This window comes from Serratia sp. NFX21, from assembly GCF_048517035.1.
GTDB classification, from domain to species: domain Bacteria; phylum Pseudomonadota; class Gammaproteobacteria; order Enterobacterales; family Enterobacteriaceae; genus Serratia; species Serratia quinivorans.
In genome coordinates, this window is record NZ_CP183196.1 from 4,265,132 (window position 1) to 4,287,580 (window position 22,449).

Sequence of the window (22,449 nt, forward strand, 5' to 3'; positions counted from 1 at the left end):
ATGGAATGGTTAGCAGATTATTGGTGGATTATCCTGCTGATTTTAGTCGGGATGATTATCAGTGGGATCAAAGAGCTACGCCGCGTTGACGTCAAACGCTATCTGGCCGATAAGCCGGAGTTGCCTCCGCACCGTGATAATAACGCCGAGTGGGATGACGACGACGACTGGCCGAAGAAAAAATGATATCAGGGCGCATTATACCCTATGAATTTCAAGTTGCAGTTAGGCGCCCAGCTCGCTCATCCCCAGGCGCTTACTCGAGTAAGTAACTGGGGTGAGCGAGTGCAGGTAACAACGCTGCAACTTGAAAGGCGACGGGTATAAGCGCCCTGAAGTTTATTTAAAGGCCACCAAATCGCCGCGCTTGCCGAACATCGCTTCGTCCCAGTAGCGTTGCGGGACGTAGTAATGCAACCGTTCCAGGGCATCATTCATCATGCCCTGATTGATGGCGTGCCCCACGTCTTCTTCCACGTCCAGCGTGAAATCGACGCCGATAGCCTGCAGCCGCTCAGCCGCCGCCCTGGCATGTTGCACCCTAATTACCGCATCCTGTTCGCCGTGGATCAAATGCACCACGCTGTCACCGAACGCTTTATCAGGCAAACCGGCAAAACGCCCGCTGAAAGCCACGATGCGACCGGCCAGCCGGGGTTCCACCTTCAAGGCTTCCAGCGCCATGATTGAGCCCTGAGAAAAACCGACCAGCGCGGTACCGGCGTCATTCACGCCGCTTTGTTGCTGCCAGTAACGCACGGTTTCGATAAACTTCGGCATCACTTCAGCAATGCGCTCGGCACGGTTTTCCTCGGTCACACCCTGCACCGAAAACCACTGGCGGCCGCCACCGTTACCGAAGGCAACAGGGCCACCAATGCTGACTACCTGCGCCTGCGGGAAGTCTTTGGCGAAATAGCTGCCAATCTCACCCATCGCCACCGGAGTATCGCCAACACCGTGAAACAGCAGGATCAGCTGCGCAGCCGGGGTTGCCGGGCTCTGTACAACAAAATGCTCATGTTTCATCGGTGACTCCTCGTGTTGATCAAATTCTGCCCGGCGCCAGATGCCCCGGTTCCTGCCAGCTACTATACGCCGCTGAGAATTCAGGAAAATCGGGTTTTATTGAGCAACATCTTCAATTTATTGCAATGACTGCGACCAGTCGTGCCAGCGCAGGCAATGCTGCGCATCGAGCTGTTCAAGCGCCATTCCCGTCTCTTGTCGCCAGCGACGCAGCAAGGCTTTCTGGCCGCTGAAACCAAGTAGCTCCACGCAACCTGCCGATGTCGTTTGCTGTTGCAGATGCAGCCGCAGTGCGGGCAGCGGCAAAGCGCTGGCTAACAATAAACGCTGTAACGCCCCCAGACTGGCCTCCAGCGGCCGATGGGCGAAGGCGAATCCGGCCAGTTCACGCCAGTCGTCCTCGCCCAGCCGGGTGTCGCCGTCGTCACCGGTGACTTCCAGTTGCAGATCGATGCGCGGCTGCAACCAGCGCCAATCCCGCGCCAGATGCTTGTGTGCCGCATGACGCAGCGCTTCACCCTGCTCGCTCAAGGGCAGAATGGCCATGACGCTGTAGCAACCGCTGCTGGCCTCGATCTTGCTGCCAATGCGCGCCAGCTCAAAGCCACAGGACTGCCAAAAGCGCCACAGCGGCTCGGTGTAACCAAAGCTGACCGAAAGATAATCCAACCCTTGTGCCTGCTGACGCTGCTGCTCGATCAGCCTGCGGGCGATGCCCTGCTGACGCATAGCGGGTAATACCGCAATGCGGGTAATGCGTCTTGAACGCAACGTCGGTGCCCACCACTGGCCACCGTGCGCCGCCAGCGATTGGGCCACCAGATTGCCACGCGGTCGCCGCCTGCCGGCCCAGACTTCGTGCGCCAGTTCGGCACTCAGCCCGCCTTCTTCTACCAGCCACAACGCGCCGACGACCTCATCCTCAACCTGCGCCAGGCCAAAATGCATACCCGGTGCATCCATCAACCGCCGTAAATCGAGCGGTGAAGTCCGGTAATGGGCGCTGCTCAACAGGGCGTAAAAACGCATTAATCGTTGAGGATCGGCACACAGCGCCCTTTGTTCGGCCCCAGTGATACTGACGAGCTTATCCGTCGCCGGCCACGGCGGGAGTTCGTTGAACAGCAGCGCGTTATCGATGACACGCTCCAGCGCATCACCCGGCGCCCAACGCATGGGCTGCTGCAACTCCAGCGGCTGAAACTCAGGCAGCCCGGCGCAAAACTTGAGCAAGAAACCCCGGCCAGTGCCTTCATAGCCCTGTACCGTGGTCGTCAGCAGAATGCGGGGGAAATGGTTAACCCACTGCTGTAATAACGGGCCGGGGATCGCCGCCGCCTCGTCCACCAACAGCCAGCCCACGTCGCTGACATCATGTTCGCGACAATGGGCCAACAGCGCGTCCGGTGCCCAGAATTGCGCACGGCCCTGCGCCCATTCACCAGCAACCTCGGTAGCCGCTCGGCTGGGCCCGGTGAGCCAGCAGGTCAGCGGCGTGTTGGCCACCAGCATCCCCGCCAGCGTTGACTTGCCGCGCCCACGGGCGGCGGTCAGCACCCAAACGCCTGGCTCGGCGCCGAGTAATTGCGTCAACAACGCTTGCTGCTCGAAAGTCGGTTGGCCATTCGGTGCCAGCCACTGCGGGCGGACCGGCAAAGGTGCCAACGTCAGCGGCTCATCCTGTCGCCAGAGCGTGACTTCGCTGTCCGCCGCCAAGTGTTGCTGCAGATGGTGAATGAAGTTTGGGGTAGTGATCGGCTGTGGGCAATCGCTCCAGCGCAGGCTGTCGCTATCCGGCTGTTGGTGCCAGGACTGCCAGGGTGGGGTTAACAGCAACAACCAACTGCCGGCTCGCAGCGTACCGGCCAGCGCGGCCAGCGCTTCAACATCCAAACCATCGGTCGCGTCATACACGGCATGTAATCGTTCTTGCCCCAGCAATGTCCGTACCGCACCACTGGCCAGCGACTGCATGCCGCTGGGCGGGTTTTCCCCCACCCACGGCCAGTCACCCGGCAGGGTTGTCGCCAGCCGGTGCGCTTGCTGGCGACACCATTGCGGCTCGCCACTGAGCACCAGCAGGCGTCTGATGCCCTGCTGCTGCATAAGTTGTTGCATTGCCTGTAACATCAGTATCCAGACCCAGAGCTAAAAAAGTGCCCAGACCGCTGACACCCCCAACGGAAAGTTGGAATGTCAGTATTCACAAACTAAAAACCCAGGAAAATCAATTTATTGATTTTCGGCTGATAGCCACAAAGTGGGGAAAAACCACGCTTTTTCCCCACTTTGTCAACAACATAATGCCGGAGTCAGGCTCCGGCATGCATGTTAACGGGATGCGAAGGTATTGCAGGTGTTAGGGTCACCGCTGTCGAAGCCCTGTTTAAACCAGGTGTAGCGCTGCTGTGAGGTCCCGTGGGTGAAGCTGTCCGGCACCACGCGTCCCTGCCCTTGTTGCTGCAAGCGATCGTCGCCGATCGCCTGCGCAGCGTTCAATGCCGCCTGCAGGTCGCCCTCTTCCAACATTTGCTGCTTCTCGGCATATTTGCCCCACACGCCGGCAAAGCAGTCCGCCTGCAGTTCCATTTTCACCGACAGACGATTCACTTCTGCCTGGCTGGCACCCTGCTGCATTTGACGCACTTTAGGCTCAATGCCCAACAGGTTCTGCACATGGTGGCCCACCTCGTGCGCCACCACATAGGCCTGGGCGAAGTCACCGCCGGCACCCAGTTTGGTTTTCATATCCTGATAGAACGACAGGTCGATATACACCGTTTTGTCGCCCGGGCAGTAGAAAGGCCCCATCGCCGCCTGACCGGTGCCGCAGCTGGTACGCGTTACGCCGCGATACATCACCAATTTGGGTGGCTGATAGGTTTTACCCATGCGCTGGAAAACTTCTTTCCAGTTATCTTCGGTAGAGGCCAGCACCACCGAGGTAAATTTGGCCAGCTCATCGTCTTTTGGACTGATGCTGGCGCTCTGTTGCTGTGTTTGCGGGCTAACGTCCCCGCCGTTCAACAGCGGTGAAAGATCGATGCCGTAATAACCGGCCACCAACACCACAACCAGAATGGCGATACCGCCCTTGCCGCGAGGCACGCGGAAACCGCCACCGCCGCCACCCAGACCTGAAGACTGCCCGCGACGATCCTCAACATTGTCACTTTCCCGACGCCCTTGCCAACGCATAAGTAAACTCCAGATTAGGTTTTTGTCATGTTACGTAGATCATTATAAATGCTCAGCGGCAAAGGAAATGTAGAATTTTTCTGGAAATGCAGACAGAAGGAACAGACGGCGGGGAAAGTCAGGGAAATGACGGGGCCAAACGGCCCCGTATAGCGGAAAAGGGCTTAGTCGAGTTTGACGCCGATGCGGCGAGCCACTTCTTCGTAGGCTTCGATCAGGCCACCCAGGCTCTGACGGAAGCGGTCCTTGTCCATCTTGTCCAGGGTGTTTTTGTCCCACAGGCGGCTACCATCCGGCGAGAATTCATCGCCCAGTACCACTTCGCCGTTGAACAAGCCGAACTCCAGCTTGAAGTCGACCAGGATCAGGCCTGCGTCGTCAAACAGCTTGCTCAACACGTCGTTCGCCTGGTAGCTCAGCTCACGCATGCGTGCCAGGTGCTGTTTGTTCACCCAACCAAAGGTTTCGCAGTAGGATTCGTTGACCATGGGATCGTGCATTTCATCGTTTTTCAGGAACAGGTCAAACAGCGGTGGGTTCAGTACCAGGCCTTCTTCAATGCCCAAACGCTTCACCAGTGAACCGGCAGCACGGTTGCGGATCACGCACTCTACCGGCACCATGTCCAACTTCTTCACCAGAACTTCGTTGTCTGACAGCAGGCGTTCCATTTGCGTCGGGATGCCGGCTTCTTCCAGTTTGCTCATGATGAAATGGTTGAACTTGTTGTTCACCATACCCTTGCGATCAAATTGCTCAATGCGCTGACCATCCAGTGCTGACGTATCGTTGCGGAATTCCAACACCAGCAGATCAGGATTTTCAGTGGTGTAGACGGTTTTTGCCTTTCCGCGATACAGCTCAGCTAGCTTTTGCATCTGACTTACTCCAATAAAAGAATTATTTAAAAACGCTGCAAGGATGATGGGGTCTATTGTGCCAAATCCGTGACGCAAACGATACCGTATTGAACAAAGAAAAAAGGGGCCGTAGCCCCTTTTCCGTTATTTGACGCTGGTTTTACTGAATGCTGACTGGAAGGCCGCAACCAAGCCGTCGTTTTGCGACTGGGTTAATGGCTTCCCTTTAGGATCGATAAATTGCAGGCTGGAACGGTTGTTCAAGTCACCGACCTGCAGTTTGTAATCGCCTTCTTTCAGTTCAGGATCCTTGACGCCCAACGCATCCCAGTCGCTGCTGCTCAGGGATTTGTAGGTCACGGCGACGGTACCCTGCGGACGGCTGCGGTCACCCACTTTCATCCCCAGTTTTTCCAACGCCGCCGGCAGGCGATCCCACACTACGGTGTACGGACCACGCACGACCAACATTGGCAGGCCGGTATCATCCGCGCCGCTCTGCACGTCCAGCGCGCCGAAACGGTTAGCCGACTGGTTGCTCGCCAGGTTGTCCTGCTTGTCCAGGCCTTCGACGATGGTGTTCATCATCATGCCGTTGTAGCGCTGCACTTCAGACGGGTCGGTCACCTGATCGGTTTTACCCTGCTGCTGCAGGCCGACGGTTTTCACTACCAGCGCCTGCTGGTAACCCTGCTGCTGTACGCTGATCTGGTAGCGGCCTTCGTACTGGTTGTCTTCATCCAGACGGTTCCACTTCACCCAGTCGGTAGTCAGGGTCTGAGTAGCGTCCTGACGTGAGGCGATCGCAATGTTTTTCGCTTGCAGCATGCTGGTAACGCGTGACCACAGGTTCTGGTTCTGCGGGCTGTTTTCAAGCAGCAACGTACCGCTGTCGCCGGCATATTGCGCGCGTGAACCGCTCAGCAATGCCAGTGGCTGTACCGGCGGACGAATATCCAGTTGCTTGCCGACGCCGCCTTTCAGCGTGGTGGCCGGAACATCATAATTACCGCTTTGCACCGGCAGGATCATACCTGCGGGTGCGTTCAGTGGCTTGAGCACCGACGCGTCGAGGTAAGACTCATCGCCGCTAACCTGGCGTTTGTAGCGTTGGTCGGTGGTACAACCGACCAGCATCATAACCAGCGAAATACCCACGACTTTTGCTACCGTCGACTTTTGCAATGAATAAACCATCAAATTTCCCTTAGAGTTACAGCAAACCGGCGCTTTTCAACGCGCGTTCCACTACCGGACGGGCAGCGTCGGTCAACGGCGTCATAGGCAGACGCATCGTATCGGTTGCCATCAATCCCAATGCCTTACAGGCCCATTTCACCGGAATTGGGTTTGCTTCTACAAACAAATCCTGATGCAACGGCATCAAGCGTTGATTTAAGCGGCGTGCCTCAGCAAAGTTGCCCTGTGCTGCCAGCGCGCAAAGTTGCGCCATTTCACGTGCGGCCACGTTGGCCGTCACGGAAATCACGCCCTTGCCACCCAGTTGCATGAAATCCAGACCGCTGGCGTCATCGCCGCTCAGCAAAATGAAATCTTCATCATCAACCAGCACTTGGATCTGACTTACACGACTTAAGTTCCCTGTTGCCTCTTTAACAGCAACAATATTCTTGATTTTTGCCAGGCGCGCAATCGTCGGCGGCAGCATGTCACACCCGGTGCGAGAAGGCACGTTATAGAGGATTTGTGGCAGTGCGGTGCTTTCGGCAATGGCCTTGAAGTGCTGATACAGCCCTTCCTGAGTCGGTTTATTGTAGTAAGGCGTGACCGTCAGGCAACCCACTACGCCGCTATTTTCGAAGCGCTGGGTCAGCGAAATGGCTTCGGCGGTGGCGTTGGCGCCGGTACCGGCGATCACCGGAATACGGCCTGCGGCCAGTTCCAGCGTCTGCAATACCACGTCAACGTGCTCGTCATGGGCAAGCGTTGCAGACTCGCCGGTAGTCCCTACGGAAACGATGGCCGCAGTTCCACTGGCTACATGATAATCAATCAATTTTTTTAGGCTCGCGCGATCGACAGCACCTGTGTCGTCCATCGGCGTAACCAGTGCAACTATACTTCCCGTAAACATTGGCCGTCCCCTCCACAAACAAGTCACTCATGGTACTTTTGCTGCCTATCCAAAAGCAAGCAAACAACGGTGTTGTAAGCGCTTGGCAGGCGGTTTTTTTTATGTTTACCATGGTAACCCCATTGTGCACGACAGGAAGCCCCATTTTGCCTAAGCCAGATGAACACTATCTCGTGATTACCGCGCTCGGTACCGACCGCCCCGGGATCGTCAATGCCATCACCCGCCACGTCAGCAGTTGCGGATGCAATATCGAAGATAGCCGTCTGGCCATGCTGGGTGAGGAGTTCACGTTCATCATGCTGCTTTCCGGTAGCTGGAACGCCATAACCCTGATTGAATCTACCCTGCCGCAAAAAGGGGCGGAGCTGGAACTGCTGATTGTGATGAAGCGCACCAACTCGCACGAGAGGCCGCCGATGCCGGCTACGGTGTGGGTGCAGGTTGAGGTCAAGGACTCCCCGCACATCATTGAGCGTTTTACCGATCTGTTCCACTCCAGCCAGATGAACATTGCCGAGCTGGTGTCGCGCACCCAACCGGCAGAAAGCGACCTGCCGCCCCAGCTTCATATCCAGATCACCGCACACAGCCCTGGCAACGCCGATGCATCAAATATTGAGCAAGCCTTTCATCGCCTATGTACAGAATTGAAAGCACAAGGCAGTATTAGCGTTGTGAACTATCCACAGCATGATGAGAAAGATGGAGAGTAGTGATGACCCCATTGAAAGCCGGTGACACAGCGCCAAACTTTAGTTTGCCTGACCAGGACGGTGAGGAAATTAATCTGGCCGACTTCCAGGGACAACGAGTACTGGTTTATTTTTATCCCAAGGCGATGACGCCGGGCTGTACCGTACAGGCCTGTGGTTTGCGGGATAACATGGATGAACTGAAAAAAGCAGGTGTCGAAGTTCTGGGCATCAGCACGGATAAACCAGAGAAGCTGTCGCGTTTTGCCGAGAAAGAGTTGTTAAACTTCACGTTGTTATCTGATGAGGATCATCAGGTAGCGCAGCAGTTCGGCGTTTGGGGTGAGAAAACCTTTATGGGCAAAACCTATGATGGTATTCACCGCATCAGCTTCCTGCTCGACGGCAAAGGCAAGGTTGAAAAAGTGTTTGATGATTTCAAGACCACCAATCATCACGACATCGTTCTGAGCTATCTGCAGCAATAATTGAACCGAAGCGCAGCAACCTGATCCTGCTGCGCTTCGGTTTTCCCGCTTATTCCGCTTCCGTTTCCACCCGCAGTTCGTCCGGCCAGGCGTGGATCACCGCCTTCACCAGGGTCGCCAACGGGATAGCGAAGAACACGCCCCAGAACCCCCACAATCCGCCGAAAATAATCACCGACAAAATGATCACCAGCGGATGCAGATTAACCGCCTCAGAGAACAGAATCGGCACCAGCAAATTCCCATCCAGCCCCTGCACCACCAGATAGGCGACGATCAGCGTCCAGAAGTCGGCACCGACACCCCATTGGAACATCGCCACTACCACCACCGGAATGGTCACCAGCACCGCACCGATATAGGGGATCAGCACCGAGAAACCGACCAACACCGCCAGCAGCAGCGAATAGCGCATATCCAGCACCACGAACACCAGATAGGTCGCGACGCCGACAATCACCATCTCCAGCACCTTGCCGCGAATATAGTTGGTGATCTGCTGATTCATCTCGATCCATACCTGTCCGGCCAGCCCGCGATTACGCGGCAACACACGGCGTACCGCGTTGAGCATCTGCTCTTTGTCCTTCAGCAGGAAGAACATCATCATCGGCACCAGGATCAGGTAAATCGCCAGGGTCAGCAGCCCGACCAGAGAAGCCAGTGAGAATTTCACTACCGACTCACCCATGCCCGACAGACGTCCACGCAGGTTTTCCGCCATCATATCGATGATGCCGGCATCCACCAGCGCCGGATAACGCTTCGGCAGCGTCGCAGCAAAGTTATAGAACTGATTGAGCATCCCCGGCAGATCGGTCATCAGGTTAATGCCCTGCTGCCACGCGGTCGGCGCCACCACAAACACCAGCAGCATTGCGATGCCGGCAAACATAATCATCACCATGCTCGCCGCCCAGTTACGCGAACAACCGATACGTTGCAGCCGTGCGGTCGGCCACTCCAGCAGGTACGCCAGCACTATCGCCACCAACAGTGGGGTCAGAATGCCATGCAGAAAATAGAGGATGAGGAAGCCGACAACCAGGATCACCAACAGCGCGATGGCCTGCGGATCGGTAAAACGACGACGGTACCACTGTAATAACATCTCCAGCATCAGAGAGTGCTCCTAGAGGTTTGACTGGCAGGCATTGCGGTTCCTGTGGTGGGATATTTTTTAACTTATTACTCCCCCGGTATTAACCGGGGTTCAAGCGTATCGTTGTACCATGCCGGCCATTTGCCATCCAGCTATCACTGTCGAATCATTCTAAATATTCGCCCTCATTTAAGCGCCTGCTCGGCTAACAAGACAACGGCGATGAGGGTCATCGCGATACCGGAGATGCGGCTGACAACCCGGGCCGCCTGCGGGCGCGTCTGTAATACTGACTGCGAACCATAACCCACCAGCAGATAAACCAGCCCACAACTGACCAGATGCAGCAGGCCGAGTGCCAGGATCTGCATCGGAATCGACCACAGGGCATGTGGATCGGTGAATTGCGGCAACAGGGCCAGAAATAACAAAAAGACCTTTGGATTCATGCCACTGATGCAAATTCCTTTGCCTGCCCAGCGCATCCATGAATCTGAGCTCTGTTTCTCGGCGGAACTGGGGACCGGAGGATTCAGCAACAGATTGATACCTATCCACAGCAGGTAGGTTGCACCCACGACGGTAAGCCCCGTCAGGATCAGCGGGTTACCGGCAACCAACACGCCGACACCGGCCGCCACTACCACAATCGCCAGCAGATGCCCAAACAGTAATCCGGCGACTGCCGGTACTACCACCCTGCCGCGTATACCCGCCGATATCACGTATGCCCAATCCATGCCCGGCGTGATGACAAACAGAATCGAAACTGCCCAGAAGGCGGCAAAAATGGCCAGCGTCATGACAGATCGCCCCACTGCCGAGATTGTTCTGTTATGCGTATTTTCACCTGACTTTCCTCATCATAGGGCCTGCAAACCGCGTTAAGTGCGATCGGCCCCGGCCGCTTAATTATTGGAAAGAATATCTTTAGGGCGTTAAAATGTGCTGCCAATGACTTGCCTGAAAACTACAAATTTTGGGAAATTTTTCTAAATGGATAAGATAGAACGCAAAATTCTTGCCGAACTACAAACGGATGGGCGACTTTCTGTCACCGAACTGGCCGAACGTGTCGGGCTTAGCGTTTCGCCCTGCCATCGTCGGGTGAAGGCTCTGGAAGAATCAGGGGTGATCAGGGGCTATCGCGCCCAGCTTGAACCCACCAGCCTGGGGTTTAACTTTTCCGCATTGGTTTTCGTCACCATGAGAGAAGGCGATCGCCATGCCGTAGCCGCCTTTGAGGATGCGATGACCGATATTCCTCAGGTGGTTCAGGCGCAAAGGCTGTTCGGTGACCCAGACTACCTGCTGCATGTGATCTCCCGCGATCTGCCCGCTTTCCAGCAGCTGTATGACGAGAAGCTCTCTGCCCTGCCCGGCGTTCAGCGCCTCAGCTCCACGCTGGTGATGAAAACCGTGGTGCCGGAGCGCTCTTTCTTGCCGATGGGAAAATAACGGCGGGAGCGTTTCCGCTCCCGTGAGTAGTGACTCAAGCCTTAAGGCACAATCACAAAATCTGGATTGGCGACGGCAAACAAAGCATCGCGATCCGCTGCCGGTGGGTAAATCCACTGGGTGTTGATTTCCTGTTTGATCTTTTTGCCCTCTGCACGTGTGAATAGCACCTGACGATCCCAGCCTTCGGTGTAAAGCGCACCCCAGGCACCGAGATCGAGGCAAGTCACATACTTGGGTTGGCTATAAGGGTGCAGCGGCAATCCCACCAGTTCCGCTGCGGCATTGTGCCCGGCGACGCGTCCCAGGCTCATCGCATGCTGGCAGGTCATCAGATTATGGTTGCCCAACGCGTCGGTCGCTGCCTTGACCGTATCTCCGGTAACGAAAACGCCAGCCGCCGCCGGCGCATGCAAGAAGGCATCGCCGACAATGCGGCCAGAGCCGTCGCGCTCACCCGGAATTTGAGCGACCAAAGGATGTGCCCGTACACCGGCGGCCAATATCACCGTGTTGGCTGCAATACGCTCACCGCTCGACAGCGTGACGCTGTCAGCATCGATCGCCGTCACGCGCATCCCGGCCCGTGGCTCAACGCCGCATTCTTCCAATGCTTGTCGGATCACCACGCCAGGTTCGGCCCCCATACCCGCCCCCACTTCCGCCGCAGTATCAACAATCACCACGCGGATGTTCGCTTCGCTGCCCAGAATGGCACGCAGGCGCATTGGCATTTCGGCGGCGCTTTCCAACCCGGTTAGCCCACCGCCCACCACCACCACGGTGTTACGCGCCGGGGTTTCCGGTTGTGCCGCCAATGCCTTCAAATGCGCATCCAGTCGTTGTGCGCTTTGCAGCGTATCCACATTGAACCCATGCTCGGCGAAACCGGCAACCGGTGGAACAGAAAGCTGGCTACCGGTCGCCAGAACCAAACGGTCATAATCCAGCTGGAGCTTTTTCCCCTCTGCGTTTTCCACCACCAGCGTCTGGTTTTCGCTGTCTATCTGCTCAACCAAACCGGCCAAATGGCGAACGCCAATAGCGGCGAGCTGTGCCGAGATATCCGGGCTCATGTTCTCCAGCACCGCTTCATACAAGCGTGGACGAATGGTGACATTCGGCGTCGGCGAAACCATCGTGACTTCGATCTCCTCTTCCTTACCGGCCTGCACTATCGCTCGCATGGCGGAAACTGCAGCCCAAAAACCAGCAAAACCAGAACCGGCGATCACTATTTTTTGCGTCATGGAATAACTCCTTCCTACAGGTTTAATCAGATGCCCGTACTATTTTCCAGGCGAGTGGCGCCGTTCCGCTGCCTGTTAAAAGGGTGCAGAAGGGCTACCGCCTGTGGTACACAGGCGGGAAAAAGAATCAGAGAAACTGCTGAGACGTTATTTAGGCTTGGTGCGGGCCGATTTGCCGCTGCGGGTGGTACGTTCGCTCATTCGTTCATCCATCCAGATGTTGACCTCACCAAAGAAACCCTCTGGCGCCTTGCGCCCGAAGCGGGTGGCGACGGCCCCCAGAGTTTGTACCGCCAGTGCATCGCGCATGGCCTTTTCGGCCTGCAGCATCACTGCATGGATCGCACACTTGCCGGACAGCGCCCAGTCGGGTGGGTTGTCGTCAAACACCGCGCAACGGCCGCGTACTTCCTGGCAATCGAACAACGGCTTGTGCCCTTCAATCGCATCGATGATCTCCAGGAAAGTGATTTCATCGGCCGGACGGGCCAGCCGATAGCCGCCGCGTACGCCTTCGCTCGCGGCGACGATCCCCGCTTTCTCCAACTTGGGGAAAATTTTGGCCAGAAAACTCGGTGAGATCCCCTGCAGTTCGGCAAGTTCACGGCTGCTGAGCGCGCGCTGATTATCGCCGACTAACCAAAGCAGGCAGTGAATGCCATATTCAACGCTGGTAGTGATGTAAGCCATATTGGATTTGAGGTGCACCTATGAATTCAATAACACAGACTATATTAGTCCACGTTTATCCTGTCAATTAAAACACGGACAAACTTTGTCTTCGTTTAATCTAATGACCCGAATGGCAATATTGAGAAATGAAAAATAAAGCATTTCTGGTCGAATATTGCCGAACAGAAGTTTCATTGTCGCATCCGGCTGACTATGATGTTAACTGCCAACCGGCCGCCACAACGCGTGCATTTTTGTGAGCTAACACGCTTTCGCACTGATTGTTTTGGCGAGTCCGGCAGGGAACAAGAACTCTTAGGTGATGCTGACGTCTTAGAAATGACTATTTAAGGGAAACGCCTGACTATGACCACCCGGTTGACCAAAACAGCGATTGCAGTACTGTTGCTTGGCACGCTCAACGCCACGGCGCCGGTGCTGGCGGAAACCCAGGATCAACTGCCGGATATGGGCACCTCTGCGGGCGGTACCCTAAGCATTGGCCAGGAAATGGCCATGGGGGATTTTTACGTGCGTCAGCTTCGTGCCAGCGCACCGCTGATCAATGACCCGTTGCTGACTCAATATATTAACCAGTTGGGCAACCGGCTGGTGGCAAGCGCCTATTCGGTGCGTACGCCATTCCATTTCTATCTGGTGCGTAACGACGAAATCAACGCCTTCGCCTTCTTCGGCGGCAACGTAGTGCTGCACTCCGCCCTGTTCCGCGAAACCGACAACGAAAGCCAGCTGGCTTCGGTGCTGGCGCATGAAATCTCGCACGTGACCCAACGCCACCTGGCGCGGGCGATGGAAGACCAGCAACGCAATGCCCCGCTGACCTGGGTCGGTGCCCTCGGTTCAATCCTGCTGGCGATGGCCAACCCTACCATGGGCATGGCGGCGCTCAGCGGTACCCTGGCCGGTACCCAACAGGGCATGATCAGTTTTACCCAGTCGAACGAACAGGAAGCCGACCGCATCGGCATTCAGGTATTGCAACGTGCCGGATTTGATCCGGAAGCCATGCCTGACTTCTTGCAAAAACTGTCTGACCAGTCGCGCTACGCGTCTAAACCACCGGAAATGCTGCTGACCCACCCATTGCCTGACAGCCGCCTGTCTGACGCACGCAACCGCGCCAACCAGATGCCCAAGCATCTGGTGCAGTCCACCCAGGATTACCTGATGGCCAAAGTGCGTTCTCTGGGGATGTACAGCTCCGAAGGTTACGGGCTGCGCGAAGAACTGCTCGATACCTACAGCAAAGGCAATATCCGTGAGCAGGCCGCCGCCAAGTATGGCCGCGCCATTTTGTTCTATGAGGCGAAGAAATATGACGACGCCCGTAACATCATTCAGCCACTTCTGACGCAAGATCCAAAAAACGTCTGGCTGCTCGACCTGATGACCGACATCGACCTCGGTCAGAAACGTGCGCCGCAGGCTATCGCTCGTCTGCAGGCCGCCAATGCGGCCCAAAGCAACAATCCGGTGCTGCAGCTCAACCTGGCTAACGCCTATGTTGAAGGCAACCAGCCGGCTCAGGCATCCAAAATTCTTAACCGTTATACCTTCGCCCACCCTGACGATCCCAATGCCTGGGATCTGCTGGCCCAGGCCAGCGCCGCGCAGGGGTTGCGCGATGAAGAACTTTCCGCCCGCGCTGAAAGCCTGGCGCTAACCGGCCGTCTCGATCAGGCCATAGGCCTGCTCAGCAATGCCAGTTCATTGCAAAAACTCGGCAGTCTGAAACAGGCGCGCTATGATGCGCGCATCGACCAGTTGCGCCAATTGCAGGAGCGTTTCCGCCAGTACCAGCGCAGCTGATTTTGAAAAGGATGAGTTAATTGAAAAACGTCACTATTTACCACAACCCGCGCTGCTCCAAGAGCCGCGAAACCCTGGCGCTGCTGGAACAGCATGGCGTAACCCCTGAAGTGGTGCTGTACCTGGAGACGCCACCCTCGGTGGATCAGTTGAAAAAACTGTTGAAGGAACTGGGTTTCACCTCGGCACGCGAGCTGATGCGCAAAAAAGAAGATCTGTACAAGGAATTGAAACTGGCGGATGAAAGCCTGAGCGAAGCCCAGTTGTTAGCGGCCATGGTGGCGAATCCGAAGCTGATCGAACGCCCTATTGTGGTTAACGGCAACAAGGCGCGTATCGGCCGGCCGCCGGAGCAGGTGCTGGAGATTCTGTAAACGTGATAGTGGGCACTGATTATGGTGCCCAAAATTTTCGAAGTGAAGCTGTTATAACCCCAGGATCTCTTTCACAAACGGGATGGTCAGCTTGCGCTGGGCGGTGATGGAGGCATGATCGAGTTGATCCAGCGTCATAAACAGCGTGCGCATTTCGCGATCCAGGCGTTTCAACAGGAAACGGCCCACGTCTTCCGGCAATTCAAAGCCGCGCAGTTTGCCGCGTAGTTGCAGCGCCAGCAGTTTCTCTTCATCCGACAGTGGTTGTAACTTGTAGATTTGCCCCCAGTCCAGGCGTGAAGCCAGATCGGGCAAATGGAGATTCAATTGGCGTGGCGGGCGATCGCCGGTAATAAACAGTCGCGTACGGCCGGTTTCCAGAATGCGGTTGTAGAGATTGAAGATGGCCATTTCCCACTCTTCGTCACCGGCAATGCATTCGATATTATCGATACACACCAGGGCCAGCTGCTCCATGCCATCCAATACTTCAGGCACGAAATAAGCTCGCTTATCCAGTGGCACATAGCCTACGGCCTCGCCACGCAGCGAAAGCTCCGCGCAGGACGCATGCAACAGGTGGCTGCGCCCACCACCCTCGCGTGACCAGAAATAGATATAGCTGCCATGTTCCTGACGAACGGCAGACTGGATCGCGCTCAATAGGGATGGGTTCTCCCCCGGATAAAAACTGGCAAAAGTTTCATCATCGGGAAGATAAAGTGGCAGTGAAAGCTGTGCCGGCGTATTCAGAAAAGCACCTCAACCAAAACTGGCAGGAAAACGCGGTAAGTCTACCACAGAAAGCGGGCTCTGTTGAACCGGCAGGATTTTATGCCGTAATAGTGAACAAAGGCGCCTGAGAAAGCCAAGCTCCCCAAGGGCAGCATGGGTAAAATTTGTATTTTATCCAAGACTTATCCTAGTATAGAAAGGCGAAACGCAGTTACCATAAACAAGGTTTCTACAAGGATATAGACGATGAAAGTATGGAATAAAGTGCTTTTGGCTTCACTCATTGGGCTAGTGCTTGCCGGTTGTGATGACTCATCCAAGGTCGACGCCAATCTTGAAAAAGCCAAAGACAGCGCAGAGCAAATGAAAGACGCCGCCCAGAAAAAAGCGGACGATCTGACCGATAAAGCCGCTGCCGTGGCCAAGGACATCAAGAAAGAGGCTACCACTCAGGCGGACCAGCTTAAAGACAGGGCCTCGGCGATTAAAGACGATGCCAGCAAGCAGGCGGATGCCATCACCAATGATGCCAAAGCCAAGGCTGATGCCATCAAAGACGACGCCAGCAAACAAAGCCAGCAGTTGGTCGATCAGGCCAAAGCCATTAAGAACGACGCCATTAATGGTGCCAACAGCCTGACCGAACAGGCGAAAGCGAAAACCGAAGCGATTAAAAATAGCGCTGAGAATAAAGCAGAAGAATTAAAAAGTGATGCCGATGCTGCAGGAGCAAACAGTACTCAGCCGGCGACACAACAATAATTAGTTGATATCAAAGAAAGGAGCAGTCAATGGGAATTATTTCCTGGATCATCTTCGGCCTGATCGCCGGTATTTTAGCCAAGTGGATCATGCCGGGCAAAGACGGTGGTGGTTTTATCCTGACCATAGTGTTGGGTATTGTCGGCGCCGTGGTTGGGGGCTATATCAGCACCTTCTTTGGCTACGGCAGAGTGGACGGTTTCAACTTCGGCAGCTTCGTGGTGGCAGTGATTGGTGCCATCGTGGTGCTGTTTGTTTACCGTAAAATCCGCAGCTAATTCCTGGCACATTAATAAAACGGGCAGCTCATGGGCTGCCCGTTTTTTATTCATTTTTTCTGTTCGGTGGTTTCATCCGGCTCTTCGAGCACAACCTCTTCCTTGCGGTACAGGCTGATCACCTTAAACAGCAGGCTGAGACCGATGCCAACAATGGTCGCCAACGCCATACCTTTCAGCTCGGCGGCTCCGATATGCACCTTGGCCCCGCTGACGCCGATAATCAGGATCACCGAAGTCAGGATCAGGTTCTGTGCCTTGTTGTAATCCACCTTGGATTCAATCAGCACGCGAATACCGGACGCGCCGATCACCCCGTACAGCAGCAGAGATACACCGCCCATTACCGGCACCGGCACCGCCTGAATGGCCGCCGCCAACTTGCCAACGCAGGAAAGCAGGATCGCCAGAACCGCCGCACCACCAATCACCCAGGTGCTGTAAACCTTGGTAATGGCCATCACGCCGATATTCTCACCGTAGGTAGTATTTGGCGTTGAGCCGAAGAAGCCGGAGATCACCGTCGAGATACCGTTGGCAAACATGGAACGGTGCAAACCAGGGTCACGCAGCAAATCTTTTTTCACGATATTGGCTGTCACCACCAGATGGCCGACGTGCTCGGCGATCACCACCAGCGCCGCGGGCAGGATGGTAAAGATGGCAAACCATTCAAAACGTGGCGTGTAGAAAGTCGGCAGTGCAAACCAGTGCGCTTCACGGATCGGGGTTAAATCCACCACGCCCATAAAGAACGACAGCGCATAACCCACCAGCACACCAATCAATATCGGGATAATTGCCAGAAAACCGCGGAACAGCACTGAGCCGAGGATCGTCACGCCCAGCGTCACCAGCGAAATGGTTACGGTCGTGGTGTCCGCGCTGACGCCGTCGGCTGGCAGCAGGCCCGCCATATTGGCCGCCACGCCCGCCAATTCCAGACCTATAACCGCGACAATCGCCCCCATCGCCGCCGGCGGGAATATCACGTCCAGCCAGCCGGTACCGGCTTTTTTGACCAGCAGCCCCACCAGGCAAAACAGCACCCCACACATGATAAATCCGCCCAACGCCACTTCATAACCCAATGGCAGCAGCAACAGTACCGGGGAGATAAAGGCAAAGCTGGAACCGAGATAGGCAGGGATCTTGCCCTTGCAGATAAACAGATACAGCAGCGTGCCGATGCCGTTAAACAGCAACACCGTCGCCGGGTTGATCTTGAACAGGATTGGCACCAGCACGGTTGCACCAAACATGGCGAACAGATGCTGGAAGCTGAGCGGAATGGTCTGCAGTAGCGGCGGGCGTTCACTGACGCCGATGACGCGACGTGTCATGGGGTTTTTCCTCTAATTATTTTCCGGTCAAAAAAAAGCCGACTCATCGTCGGCTTCAATTTTTATTTGGTACCAAATATCTTATCGCCCGCATCACCCAGGCCCGGCACGATGTAGCCCTTGTCATTCAGGCATTGATCGATAGAAGCAGTGTAGAGTTCGACGTCCGGGTGCGCTTTCTCCAGCGCAGCGATACCTTCCGGTGCCGCGACCAGTACCAGCACCTTGATGCTGTTGCAGCCGGCTTTCTTCAGCAGATCGATAGTGGCGATCATCGAGCCACCGGTCGCCAGCATCGGGTCAACCACCAGCGCCAGACGCTCTTCGATGTTGGAAACCAGCTTTTGGAAATAAGGTACCGGCTCCAGGGTTTCTTCGTCACGGTAAACGCCAACCACGCTGATGCGCGCGCTAGGAACGTTTTCCAATACCCCTTCCATCATGCCCAGACCGGCACGCAGGATAGGTACGACGGTAATTTTTTTCCCTTTAATCTGGTCAATTTCAACCGGACCACACCAGCCATCGATGGTCACTTTCTCCGTTTCCAGATCGGCGGTCGCTTCATAGGTCAGCAAACTACCCACTTCCGAAGCCAGCTCACGGAAGCGTTTGGTGCTGATGTCATTTTCACGCATCAGACCAAGCTTGTGTTTCACCAGCGGGTGTTTCACCTCAACGATCTTCATCATTTTTCTCCTATTAAGGTGGTTGACGGCCAAAAAAATCGCCGGATTATACCTCCTTTTGCCGACTGCGCCACCCACAATAGCCCGATCGGGATCAACAAAAGATTGAATAACAGTATAGATGACGAAAAATCGGAGCTGGTTCACAAGCCACTCGCAAACGTTTGCCTGCGCTGTTAGAATTGCCGCGCCTTAGTCCGGAATCAATGCCGGATGCACAGTTTTCAAACCGCAAACCGTCGTGGGGATCGCGCAGTGACCGACAAAACCTCTCTCAGCTATAAAGACGCAGGTGTCGATATCGATGCTGGCAATGCATTGGTAGACCGCATCAAAGGTGTAGTTAAACAGACCCGCCGCCCTGAAGTCATGGGTGGTCTGGGCGGTTTTGGCGCCCTGTGTGCGTTGCCGCAGAAATACCGCGAGCCGATACTGGTTTCCGGTACCGACGGCGTAGGCACCAAGCTGCGTCTGGCGATGGACCTGAAACGACACGACACCATCGGCATCGATCTGGTTGCAATGTGTGTGAACGATTTGGTGGTACAGGGCGCTGAGCCGCTGTTCTTCCTGGATTACTTCGCGACCGGCAAGCTGGACGTGGACACCGCGGCCAGCGTGATCACCGGTATCGCCGAGGGCTGTAAGCAGTCCGGTTGTGCGCTGGTGGGCGGTGAAACCGCCGAAATGCCAGGCATGTATCATGGCGAAGATTACGACGTGGCCGGCTTTTGCGTCGGCGTGGTCGAGAAATCCGAAATCATCGACGGCAGCAAGGTGCAGTCCGGCGATGCCCTGATCGCCCTCGGCGCTTCCGGCCCGCACTCCAACGGTTACTCGCTGGTGCGCAAAATTCTGGAAGTCAGCAACACCGACCCAACCACTACAGTTCTGGAAGGCCAACCACTGGCTGACCATCTGCTGGCACCAACCAAAATTTATGTGAAATCCGTACTGGAGCTGATCGAGAAAATCGACGTGCATGCTATCGCTCACCTGACCGGCGGCGGCTTCTGGGAAAACATCCCACGCGTACTGCCGGAAGGCATGCAGGCGGTGATCGACGAATCCAGCTGGCAGTGGCCGGCCGTCTTCAACTGGCTGCAGCAAACCGGTAACGTCAGCCGTCACGAAATGTACCGCACCTTTAACTGTGGCGTGGGCATGGTGATCGCTCTGCCGGAAGAATCGGTTGAATCCGCCATCGCATTGTTGACCGCAGCCGGTGAAAAAGCGTGGAAGATCGGTAAACTGACCGCTTCTTCTGACGAACAACAAGTGGTCATCAACTGATGAAAAAGATCGTGGTGTTGGTCTCCGGCCAGGGGAGTAATCTCCAGGCGCTGATTGATGCCTGCCAGCAGGGCCGGATTGCCGCCGAAATTGTGGCGGTATTCAGCAACCGGGCGCAGGCTTATGGCCTGCAACGTGCGCAAGCGGCAGACATTGCCGCCCATGCGCTGGATGCCAAGGCCTATGCCGACCGTGCGGCGTTTGACGTCGCGCTGGCAGAAGCCATTGACCAGTATCAACCGGATTTGGTGGTGCTGGCGGGTTATATGCGCATTCTCAGCCCGCAGTTCGTGCAGCACTTCGCTGGACGCATGCTGAACATTCACCCTTCCCTGCTACCAAAATACCCTGGGTTGCACACCCACCGGCAAGCCATCGACAACGGTGACAGCGAACACGGCACCTCGGTGCACTTCGTGACCGAACAGCTCGACGGCGGCCCGGTCATTTTGCAAGCCAAGGTGCCGATCTTCCCCGGTGACGAGGAGGATGAGGTAGTCGAACGAGTGCAAACACAGGAACACCTGATTTATCCGCTGGTGGTGAACTGGTTTGTCGAAGGTCGGTTGGCGATGCGCGATAACGCGGCCTGGCTCGATGGCAAGCGCCTGCCCGAACAAGGGCATGCGGCGGACTAAAATGCATCTTGAGTTTCTTCAAACCCTGGCTTTCAGCCGGGGTTTTTTATTCACGGATATTCCCGCTTGGCGTGAATAACACTAAGAACTTCTATATGCCCGATGATTCTATAAACAATCAGGTAGTTGGGATGGACGACAATTTCACGCGTATTATCTACCCTACCCAAACGATGCATTAAGGGGTTTAACGGCAGAGAAAGGACTACCGCTTCGATTTCGTGCTGCAATTTTCGCGCAGCCCGCGGATTTCTGTCATCAATATAATCAATAATGCTCCATAGCTCTTCCTGAGCTTCACTGCTCCATTCTATCCGCATTGATCATCCCATTTTGCGCAATTTTTTCTTTGCTGCTAAACGAGCTTGCAGTTCAGTCATCACCTGTTCGTGCGGAATTCTTGGCTGCTCACTGTTAATGGCTGATTCAACCTTGGCCCGATACCACCGATCGTAGCTCTCTGTTTGTTCGGCCGAACCCAGCACCGGCAAGGTAGAAAGTGGAGGTTTTATCGCCATGGAATACGTCCTCTCTGAGTTGTCTATATTTCAGGCAGTATAACGGCTTTGTTTACGAAAAAATACGCGACTCAGGCCTTCATCCTGACCATAATGTATTGTGCAGTATTATCATTGGTACCCTCCACGACATAAGGAATCCCCATGTCCAGCCCTACCAACGTCAAGCTACGCCCACTGGAACGGGATGATTTGACGTTCGTCCACCAGATGGACAACAACGCCAGCGTGATGCGCTATTGGTTCGAAGAACCCTACGAAGCCTTTGTTGAGCTTTCCGACCTGTACGACAAGCACATCCACGACCAGAGCGAACGCCGCTTTATTATCGAACACCAGGGCGCCAAAGTCGGGCTGGTGGAACTGGTGGAGATCGACCACATCCACCGCCGCGCGGAATTCCAGATCATTATTGATCCGACTCATCAGGGTAAAGGTTACGCCACTATCGCCGCCAAGCTGGCGATGGATTACGGTTTCTCGGTACTGAACCTGTACAAGCTGTACCTGATCGTCGACAAAGAGAACCCGAAGGCGATCCACATTTACAGCAAGCTGGGCTTCGAGGTAGAAGGTGAGCTGATTGACGAATTCTTCGTTAACGGCGAATACCGCACCGTGCTGCGCATGTGCATCTTCCAGCCGCAGTACATGGCAAAATTCAAAACCGCTGCCAGCGATAAGCCTCTGGTGAAGTAAGCAAAAAACCCGCGAAAGCGGGTTTTTTATGAGGAACTTATCGGCCCTTACTTGTCGTTAATATGACGAAAGAAAATCAGGTCCAGTCTTGATATCCATCATCATGGATCCAGACAATACCCGCAGAACAAGCATCAGATAAGAACCAATAACCATTGAAAGCCCCATGCTCCATATCTTCAGGGGTATTGGGGAAATTAACACGAAATCTATCTATTTGCTCTTTTATACTTCCAGTTAAAAACAGGCCGTCACTGCCAAGTTTTACTTTCCCATCATGCATAAGACGTTCAATAAACCATAAAAACAACTCTTTTTCTTCGTTAAAAGAAAGAGTTATTTCCCCAGAGATGCTATCTGGATGAATATTCTCCCATATAGTCACCATTGATGCGCCTTCAAGAGTCTCTTTTCTATTTTTATATTGTTCTTCTGTCAGCATA

General features: G+C 55.1%; 27 protein-coding genes. 11 read left to right on the forward strand and 16 right to left on the reverse strand.

Annotation, left to right across the window (positions count from 1 at the left end; translation table 11 throughout):
* Positions 1-186 carry a YpfN family protein gene (locus tag ACNT1W_RS19970; protein WP_012146215.1) on the forward strand — a complete coding sequence of 62 codons (186 nt, stop codon included), beginning with the start codon at positions 1-3 and terminating at the stop codon, positions 184-186.
* A gap of 153 nt (positions 187-339) precedes the next feature.
* Here the strand turns inward: ACNT1W_RS19970 and ypfH are convergent, their stop codons facing one another.
* From ypfH to dapA, 6 genes are all read right to left on the reverse strand, one after another.
* Positions 340-1,029 carry an esterase gene (ypfH, locus tag ACNT1W_RS19975; protein WP_218217458.1) on the reverse strand — a complete coding sequence of 230 codons (690 nt, stop codon included), beginning with the start codon at positions 1,027-1,029 and terminating at the stop codon, positions 340-342.
* Positions 1,030-1,146: 117 nt separating this feature from the next.
* On the reverse strand, positions 1,147-3,159 hold the full coding sequence (locus ACNT1W_RS19980) for a tRNA(Met) cytidine acetyltransferase TmcA (RefSeq protein ID WP_419246053.1): 2,013 nt from the start codon (positions 3,157-3,159) through the stop codon (positions 1,147-1,149).
* 201 nt (positions 3,160-3,360) lie between these two features.
* Entirely contained in the window at positions 3,361-4,227 is an 867-nt protein-coding gene (locus ACNT1W_RS19985) for a neutral zinc metallopeptidase (RefSeq protein ID WP_012146218.1), read from the reverse strand.
* Positions 4,228-4,391: 164 nt separating this feature from the next.
* Positions 4,392-5,105, reverse strand: coding sequence for a phosphoribosylaminoimidazolesuccinocarboxamide synthase (gene purC / locus ACNT1W_RS19990; RefSeq protein WP_012146219.1), 714 nt, complete (start codon positions 5,103-5,105; stop codon positions 4,392-4,394).
* Between the two features lie 126 nt (positions 5,106-5,231).
* Entirely contained in the window at positions 5,232-6,284 is a 1,053-nt protein-coding gene (bamC, locus tag ACNT1W_RS19995) for an outer membrane protein assembly factor BamC (RefSeq protein ID WP_012146220.1), read from the reverse strand.
* Between the two features lie 16 nt (positions 6,285-6,300).
* The gene (gene dapA / locus ACNT1W_RS20000; protein WP_012146221.1) at positions 6,301-7,182 is read right to left on the reverse strand and encodes a 4-hydroxy-tetrahydrodipicolinate synthase; all 882 of its coding nucleotides are present in this window, start codon (positions 7,180-7,182) and stop codon (positions 6,301-6,303) included.
* A 110-nt stretch (positions 7,183-7,292) separates the two neighbouring features.
* Here dapA and ACNT1W_RS20005 point away from each other — a divergent pair, with 110 nt between their 5' ends.
* Both ACNT1W_RS20005 and bcp read left to right on the forward strand, forming a co-directional pair.
* Positions 7,293-7,898, forward strand: coding sequence for a glycine cleavage system transcriptional repressor (locus ACNT1W_RS20005; RefSeq protein ID WP_197724626.1), 606 nt, complete (start codon positions 7,293-7,295; stop codon positions 7,896-7,898).
* 2 nt (positions 7,899-7,900) lie between these two features.
* Positions 7,901-8,365, forward strand: a complete 465-nt coding sequence (bcp, locus tag ACNT1W_RS20010; RefSeq protein ID WP_012146223.1) for a thioredoxin-dependent thiol peroxidase — start codon at positions 7,901-7,903, stop codon at positions 8,363-8,365.
* A 49-nt stretch (positions 8,366-8,414) separates the two neighbouring features.
* Here bcp and ACNT1W_RS20015 read toward each other — a convergent pair whose 3' ends face one another.
* Complete coding sequence (locus ACNT1W_RS20015) at positions 8,415-9,485, reverse strand: AI-2E family transporter (RefSeq protein ID WP_017893624.1); 1,071 nt, start codon at positions 9,483-9,485, stop codon at positions 8,415-8,417.
* 167 nt (positions 9,486-9,652) lie between these two features.
* Complete coding sequence (locus tag ACNT1W_RS20020; protein ID WP_012146225.1) at positions 9,653-10,270, reverse strand: LysE family translocator; 618 nt, start codon at positions 10,268-10,270, stop codon at positions 9,653-9,655.
* Positions 10,271-10,463: 193 nt separating this feature from the next.
* Between ACNT1W_RS20020 and ACNT1W_RS20025 the strand changes: the two genes are divergently transcribed.
* Positions 10,464-10,925 carry an Lrp/AsnC family transcriptional regulator gene (locus ACNT1W_RS20025; protein ID WP_419246054.1) on the forward strand — a complete coding sequence of 154 codons (462 nt, stop codon included), beginning with the start codon at positions 10,464-10,466 and terminating at the stop codon, positions 10,923-10,925.
* A gap of 41 nt (positions 10,926-10,966) precedes the next feature.
* Here the strand turns inward: ACNT1W_RS20025 and ACNT1W_RS20030 are convergent, their stop codons facing one another.
* Both ACNT1W_RS20030 and ACNT1W_RS20035 read right to left on the reverse strand, forming a co-directional pair.
* Complete coding sequence (locus tag ACNT1W_RS20030) at positions 10,967-12,175, reverse strand: NAD(P)/FAD-dependent oxidoreductase (protein ID WP_368459666.1); 1,209 nt, start codon at positions 12,173-12,175, stop codon at positions 10,967-10,969.
* Between the two features lie 147 nt (positions 12,176-12,322).
* Positions 12,323-12,865, reverse strand: a complete 543-nt coding sequence (locus ACNT1W_RS20035) for an RrF2 family transcriptional regulator (protein WP_115184054.1) — start codon at positions 12,863-12,865, stop codon at positions 12,323-12,325.
* Positions 12,866-13,213: 348 nt separating this feature from the next.
* On the opposite strand from ACNT1W_RS20035, the gene ACNT1W_RS20040 reads away from it, so the two are divergent.
* A complete protein-coding gene (locus ACNT1W_RS20040) occupies positions 13,214-14,677 on the forward strand; it encodes a tetratricopeptide repeat protein (RefSeq protein ID WP_012146229.1) in 1,464 nt (487 codons plus the stop codon).
* A 20-nt stretch (positions 14,678-14,697) separates the two neighbouring features.
* Positions 14,698-15,051: an arsenate reductase (glutaredoxin) gene (arsC, locus tag ACNT1W_RS20045; RefSeq protein WP_012146230.1), complete on the forward strand. Its 354-nt coding sequence runs from the start codon at positions 14,698-14,700 to the stop codon at positions 15,049-15,051.
* A 51-nt stretch (positions 15,052-15,102) separates the two neighbouring features.
* Here arsC and hda read toward each other — a convergent pair whose 3' ends face one another.
* A complete protein-coding gene (hda, locus tag ACNT1W_RS20050; RefSeq protein WP_026142482.1) occupies positions 15,103-15,804 on the reverse strand; it encodes a DnaA inactivator Hda in 702 nt (233 codons plus the stop codon).
* Positions 15,805-16,032: 228 nt separating this feature from the next.
* Between hda and ACNT1W_RS20055 the strand changes: the two genes are divergently transcribed.
* Together ACNT1W_RS20055 and ACNT1W_RS20060 are read left to right on the forward strand one after the other, a co-directional pair.
* A complete protein-coding gene (locus ACNT1W_RS20055) occupies positions 16,033-16,548 on the forward strand; it encodes an E3 ubiquitin--protein ligase (RefSeq protein WP_419246055.1) in 516 nt (171 codons plus the stop codon).
* A 29-nt stretch (positions 16,549-16,577) separates the two neighbouring features.
* Positions 16,578-16,826, forward strand: coding sequence for a GlsB/YeaQ/YmgE family stress response membrane protein (locus ACNT1W_RS20060; RefSeq protein ID WP_006316897.1), 249 nt, complete (start codon positions 16,578-16,580; stop codon positions 16,824-16,826).
* A gap of 50 nt (positions 16,827-16,876) precedes the next feature.
* Here ACNT1W_RS20060 and uraA read toward each other — a convergent pair whose 3' ends face one another.
* Positions 16,877-18,169, reverse strand: a complete 1,293-nt coding sequence (gene uraA, locus ACNT1W_RS20065; protein ID WP_112362991.1) for a uracil permease — start codon at positions 18,167-18,169, stop codon at positions 16,877-16,879.
* Positions 18,170-18,231: 62 nt separating this feature from the next.
* Entirely contained in the window at positions 18,232-18,858 is a 627-nt protein-coding gene (gene upp, locus ACNT1W_RS20070; RefSeq protein WP_017893631.1) for a uracil phosphoribosyltransferase, read from the reverse strand.
* 255 nt (positions 18,859-19,113) lie between these two features.
* Here upp and purM point away from each other — a divergent pair, with 255 nt between their 5' ends.
* Positions 19,114-20,151: a phosphoribosylformylglycinamidine cyclo-ligase gene (gene purM, locus ACNT1W_RS20075; protein ID WP_115184932.1), complete on the forward strand. Its 1,038-nt coding sequence runs from the start codon at positions 19,114-19,116 to the stop codon at positions 20,149-20,151.
* Positions 20,151-20,789 (forward strand): phosphoribosylglycinamide formyltransferase, encoded by a 639-nt coding sequence (gene purN, locus ACNT1W_RS20080; RefSeq protein WP_012146236.1) that lies wholly within the window; start codon positions 20,151-20,153, stop codon positions 20,787-20,789. Before purM ends, purN begins: the two co-directional genes overlap by 1 nt.
* A gap of 50 nt (positions 20,790-20,839) precedes the next feature.
* On the opposite strand, the gene ACNT1W_RS20085 is transcribed toward purN, so the two are convergent.
* Both ACNT1W_RS20085 and ACNT1W_RS20090 read right to left on the reverse strand, forming a co-directional pair.
* Positions 20,840-21,109 (reverse strand): type II toxin-antitoxin system RelE/ParE family toxin, encoded by a 270-nt coding sequence (locus ACNT1W_RS20085; protein WP_112362990.1) that lies wholly within the window; start codon positions 21,107-21,109, stop codon positions 20,840-20,842.
* 3 nt (positions 21,110-21,112) lie between these two features.
* Positions 21,113-21,307, reverse strand: coding sequence for a hypothetical protein (locus ACNT1W_RS20090; RefSeq protein ID WP_012146238.1), 195 nt, complete (start codon positions 21,305-21,307; stop codon positions 21,113-21,115).
* A 144-nt stretch (positions 21,308-21,451) separates the two neighbouring features.
* Between ACNT1W_RS20090 and speG the strand changes: the two genes are divergently transcribed.
* On the forward strand, positions 21,452-22,006 hold the full coding sequence (gene speG, locus ACNT1W_RS20095; RefSeq protein WP_012146239.1) for a spermidine N1-acetyltransferase: 555 nt from the start codon (positions 21,452-21,454) through the stop codon (positions 22,004-22,006).
* A 76-nt stretch (positions 22,007-22,082) separates the two neighbouring features.
* Here speG and ACNT1W_RS20100 read toward each other — a convergent pair whose 3' ends face one another.
* Entirely contained in the window at positions 22,083-22,448 is a 366-nt protein-coding gene (locus ACNT1W_RS20100) for a DUF596 domain-containing protein (RefSeq protein WP_112362989.1), read from the reverse strand.
* Between the last annotated feature and the right edge of the window lies 1 nt (position 22,449).

Excerpts from the sequence above, each read along its gene's own strand:
- purN (WP_012146236.1), top strand. The coding sequence starts at position 20,151 with ATGAAAAAGATCGTGGTGTTGGTCTCCGGCCAGGGGAGTAATCTCCAG.
- speG (WP_012146239.1), top strand. The coding sequence starts at position 21,452 with ATGTCCAGCCCTACCAACGTCAAGCTACGCCCACTGGAACGGGATGAT.
- ACNT1W_RS20005 (WP_197724626.1), top strand. The coding sequence starts at position 7,293 with ATGGTAACCCCATTGTGCACGACAGGAAGCCCCATTTTGCCTAAGCCA.
- ACNT1W_RS20035 (WP_115184054.1), bottom strand. The coding sequence starts at position 12,865 with ATGGCTTACATCACTACCAGCGTTGAATATGGCATTCACTGCCTGCTT.
- ACNT1W_RS20015 (WP_017893624.1), bottom strand. The coding sequence starts at position 9,485 with ATGCTGGAGATGTTATTACAGTGGTACCGTCGTCGTTTTACCGATCCG.
- ACNT1W_RS20040 (WP_012146229.1), top strand. The coding sequence starts at position 13,214 with ATGACCACCCGGTTGACCAAAACAGCGATTGCAGTACTGTTGCTTGGC.
- ACNT1W_RS20085 (WP_112362990.1), bottom strand. The coding sequence starts at position 21,109 with ATGCGGATAGAATGGAGCAGTGAAGCTCAGGAAGAGCTATGGAGCATT.
- ACNT1W_RS20060 (WP_006316897.1), top strand. The coding sequence starts at position 16,578 with ATGGGAATTATTTCCTGGATCATCTTCGGCCTGATCGCCGGTATTTTA.
- ACNT1W_RS19970 (WP_012146215.1), top strand. The coding sequence starts at position 1 with ATGGAATGGTTAGCAGATTATTGGTGGATTATCCTGCTGATTTTAGTC.
- ACNT1W_RS20025 (WP_419246054.1), top strand. The coding sequence starts at position 10,464 with ATGGATAAGATAGAACGCAAAATTCTTGCCGAACTACAAACGGATGGG.
- ACNT1W_RS20030 (WP_368459666.1), bottom strand. The coding sequence starts at position 12,175 with ATGACGCAAAAAATAGTGATCGCCGGTTCTGGTTTTGCTGGTTTTTGG.
- bcp (WP_012146223.1), top strand. The coding sequence starts at position 7,901 with ATGACCCCATTGAAAGCCGGTGACACAGCGCCAAACTTTAGTTTGCCT.
- bamC (WP_012146220.1), bottom strand. The coding sequence starts at position 6,284 with ATGGTTTATTCATTGCAAAAGTCGACGGTAGCAAAAGTCGTGGGTATT.
- ACNT1W_RS19985 (WP_012146218.1), bottom strand. The coding sequence starts at position 4,227 with ATGCGTTGGCAAGGGCGTCGGGAAAGTGACAATGTTGAGGATCGTCGC.
- ACNT1W_RS19980 (WP_419246053.1), bottom strand. The coding sequence starts at position 3,159 with ATGTTACAGGCAATGCAACAACTTATGCAGCAGCAGGGCATCAGACGC.
- ACNT1W_RS20090 (WP_012146238.1), bottom strand. The coding sequence starts at position 21,307 with ATGGCGATAAAACCTCCACTTTCTACCTTGCCGGTGCTGGGTTCGGCC.
- upp (WP_017893631.1), bottom strand. The coding sequence starts at position 18,858 with ATGAAGATCGTTGAGGTGAAACACCCGCTGGTGAAACACAAGCTTGGT.
- uraA (WP_112362991.1), bottom strand. The coding sequence starts at position 18,169 with ATGACACGTCGCGTCATCGGCGTCAGTGAACGCCCGCCGCTACTGCAG.
- ACNT1W_RS20055 (WP_419246055.1), top strand. The coding sequence starts at position 16,033 with ATGAAAGTATGGAATAAAGTGCTTTTGGCTTCACTCATTGGGCTAGTG.
- dapA (WP_012146221.1), bottom strand. The coding sequence starts at position 7,182 with ATGTTTACGGGAAGTATAGTTGCACTGGTTACGCCGATGGACGACACA.
- purC (WP_012146219.1), bottom strand. The coding sequence starts at position 5,105 with ATGCAAAAGCTAGCTGAGCTGTATCGCGGAAAGGCAAAAACCGTCTAC.
- ACNT1W_RS20020 (WP_012146225.1), bottom strand. The coding sequence starts at position 10,270 with ATGACGCTGGCCATTTTTGCCGCCTTCTGGGCAGTTTCGATTCTGTTT.
- ACNT1W_RS20100 (WP_112362989.1), bottom strand. The coding sequence starts at position 22,448 with ATGCTGACAGAAGAACAATATAAAAATAGAAAAGAGACTCTTGAAGGC.
- ypfH (WP_218217458.1), bottom strand. The coding sequence starts at position 1,029 with ATGAAACATGAGCATTTTGTTGTACAGAGCCCGGCAACCCCGGCTGCG.